Origin of the sequence: Cryobacterium sp. Hh7 (assembly GCF_004403155.1) — a bacterium.
Classification (GTDB): domain Bacteria; phylum Actinomycetota; class Actinomycetes; order Actinomycetales; family Microbacteriaceae; genus Cryobacterium; species Cryobacterium levicorallinum.
In genome coordinates this window covers 1-1,648 of record NZ_SOHG01000041.1, presented here as the reverse complement: position 1 = coordinate 1,648, position 1,648 = coordinate 1, and the positions used below count along the sequence as shown (strand labels likewise).

Genomic DNA, 1,648 nt, shown 5'->3' with positions numbered 1-1,648 from the left:
CCTCGATCCACCGGTCGAGTTGAAGTTGTGACGGCGCGTTAAACCGAGAATGCCTGTCGGATCAGGAAAAATAGAACTTACTTAGGGTTCAATTCGACCGATTCGAGAGGCATCTCGTAGATGCAACTTTTCCATACTTCGACCCGCTTGTCAGCCACCTTCGATGACACAAATCTCGTGTCGGCCGCAGGGCTGGTCCCGGCGCTGGCTTTGGCGGTGAAAACGGGTCTCGGTGAGCTCGTCAACGCCCGGTTGAGCTTGCCCGGATACTTCGGCGCGAACGCCGGATTGAAAGTCACCGCGTTAGTGGCGGGAATGCTCGCCGGGGCCGACTCGATTGATGACATGGCGTTGCTGCGGCACGGCGGCATGAAGAAACTCTTCGTCGGAACCTACGCCCCGTCGACGTTGGGCTCGTTTCTTCGGGCGTTCACGTTTGGCCACGTCCGTCAGCTCGACGCCGTCGCCTGGCGGTGGCTGGTCAATTTGGCCACCCACACTCCGATCGTCGCGGGAATCGACGACTACGCGTTGGTTGATATCGACGACACCATCAAAGAAGTCCACGGATATCAGAAACAAGGCTCCGGCTACGGGTACTCCGGAGTGCGCGGGCTGAACGCTCTGATCGGCATCGTCTCCACGCCCAAAGCGGCACCGATCATCATCGGGTCCCGGCTCCGGAAAGGATCGACGGGGTCGCCCCGCGGCGCGGGCAAGTTCGTCGGCGACGTTCTCGCCACCGTGCAACGCCTCCGCAGCACAGCGGCGACCGGCGTCGTGCTGCTGCGCGCTGATAGCGCGTTCTATGGCCACGCTGTCGTCGCCGCCGCGAATCGCGCTGGGGCGAAAGTCTCCATCACCGCGCGGATGGACCCCGCCGTCAAGCGCGCGATCGCCACGATCACCGCCGACCAGTGGACCACGATCAACTACACCGACGCGATCCGAGACGAGGAAAGCGGCGCCTGGATCTCGTCCGCCGAGGTCGCCGAAGTCACCTTCACCGCGTTCAGTTCACGCAAGAAATCCGAACGCATCGAAGGCCGCTTGGTCGTGCGACGAATCCCCGAACTGAACCAGAAAGCGGGCGAGGGACAACCCACCCTCTTCGACACGCACCGCTTTCACGCGTTCTTCACAACCAGCGATCTGGACACCGTCACGGCCGATCAAACCCATCGTCAGCATGCGATCATCGAGCAGATCAACGCCGATCTCAAGGACAGCGCGCTGGCTCATCTGCCCTCCGGTGTCTTCACGGCCAACGCGGCCTGGCTCGTGCTGGCCACGATCGCGTTCAACCTTTCCCGAGCCGTTGGTTCACTCGCCAGCGCCGACCTGGGCAAAGCGCGCAGCGGCACCATCCGCCGCAAACTCATCAACATCCCCGCACGAATCTCCACCTCAGCCCGGAAAATTCTTCTGCACCTACCGGCCAGCTGGCCGTGGGAAACCGGGTGGACAGCCGCATTCGCGGCGGCCTGCGGCCCGCCGCGCACCGTCCCCACCTGACCACCCGCCATCCGGCGCCGAAGACCACGGAACACCATCGGCAGCAAGGCCGACAGCTTCGCCACGCCCACCACCACAACACCGCTCAGAATTCAGCGACGCTGCTCACTCAAGGCGGACCGGTGGATCGAGG

Annotated in this window: 1 protein-coding gene; it reads left to right on the top strand. The window is 63.1% G+C overall.

The genetic code is table 11. The features are described from left to right. The first annotated feature begins 120 nt into the window (after positions 1 to 120). Complete coding sequence (locus E3T43_RS12695; RefSeq protein WP_134472695.1) at positions 121 to 1,515, top strand: IS1380 family transposase; 1,395 nt, start codon at positions 121 to 123, stop codon at positions 1,513 to 1,515. Positions 1,516 to 1,648 lie beyond the last annotated feature (133 nt).

Bases quoted from the DNA above. Each gene is read 5' to 3' on its own strand.
- E3T43_RS12695 (WP_134472695.1), top strand. From the start codon at position 121: ATGCAACTTTTCCATACTTCGACCCGCTTGTCAGCCACCTTCGATGAC.